This window comes from Bartonella sp. AP280QHHD (assembly GCF_042196125.1).
Lineage (GTDB): Bacteria > Pseudomonadota > Alphaproteobacteria > Rhizobiales > Rhizobiaceae > Bartonella.
Genome location: NZ_JBHIPQ010000006.1, coordinates 1 through 1,074 on the forward strand (window position 1 = coordinate 1; position 1,074 = coordinate 1,074).

A 1,074-nucleotide genomic window follows, 5' to 3' on the forward strand; every position below is an offset into this window, starting at 1 on the left:
ATAGGTCGCTTCCTTATGGATCTTTCCCGCAATCAATTGAACAGGCGCAAACAAGACGGGTGAGAGCTTTTCGGTGCCTTTAAGAATAGCGCGAAGCTTGACCTTTTCACTGATATATTCAGTAAGGCTTAGCAATTGAAAGGGAAGAAGTTGATAAACCGTGCCATTGTTTCGTTCAATTTCAAAGATGACAGAACACTCACTTGAAGGCAATTCAATGGCTGCGCGTATTTGCAAATCAGAGCAGTCTACAAGGTCAAAGGTGCCTAAATGGACAATCTTTTCTGTTTGCCTATAGCGGGCAGCGAGCACCCGAAAGGATAAGGCTTCATCTTGATGAGCGGTCCAGCTCCTAGCATTGACAGAAGAAAAGCGTGGTCCCGTTACATAAGGGTGGCTTGAAACATACCTTTGATGTTCTGCATCAAAATCTCCAAGTTTTGCCAGTGAAACAGAATGATCAGCATCATCGGTTTTAATGACAAAAGCCGTTAAACGGTCATCCATCACAAGGAGTGGTACATCATAGCGTGCCTCTGCCCAACCTAGCTTTGCGCCCTTCATAGAATAAAAGCTTTGTGCTTGAATATCGGCGGTCGGATAACCGTTTTCTGTAGTGACCAAATCAATCACCAAATCATGGTTCTGATTGCCGATTTTGCAAAGATGAAAGTCAATACCGGTAATTTGCCGTGTTTCATCGGGGGTAAAAACTTGCGCTTGTGGGTCCACTTGCGTCCATATCTTCACCGTGGTGGTGCGCCGCATCACTTTCACATCAATCACNCCGTGGTGGTGCGCCGCATCACTTTCACATCAATCACGCCTTGACCGGTAAAAAGCCCTGTTGCAATTGTTCCACCTTTTCCCCGTGCCACAACATTTTTTGTGCCAGCCGTAATATTTTGTGGAATCGTGAAAGCGCCCTCAAGGGTGCCCTTGCTATCGGCAACAAGGAGACTCTTTGGTAAAACATTCACACCATCAAAGGTGAGACTTTCCAAGATTTCGCTACTGCCAAAACCTTCAATTTTAAAGTGAAGGGTAATTTGTCTTAAAAAGTCGATTTGTTCT

The 1,074-nt window shown here is 44.9% G+C and carries 1 pseudogene; it reads right to left on the bottom strand.

The features are described 5' to 3' along the window. Positions 1-1,074, bottom strand: a pseudogene (locus ACFIMK_RS00310) (DUF4815 domain-containing protein); the annotation flags it as partial.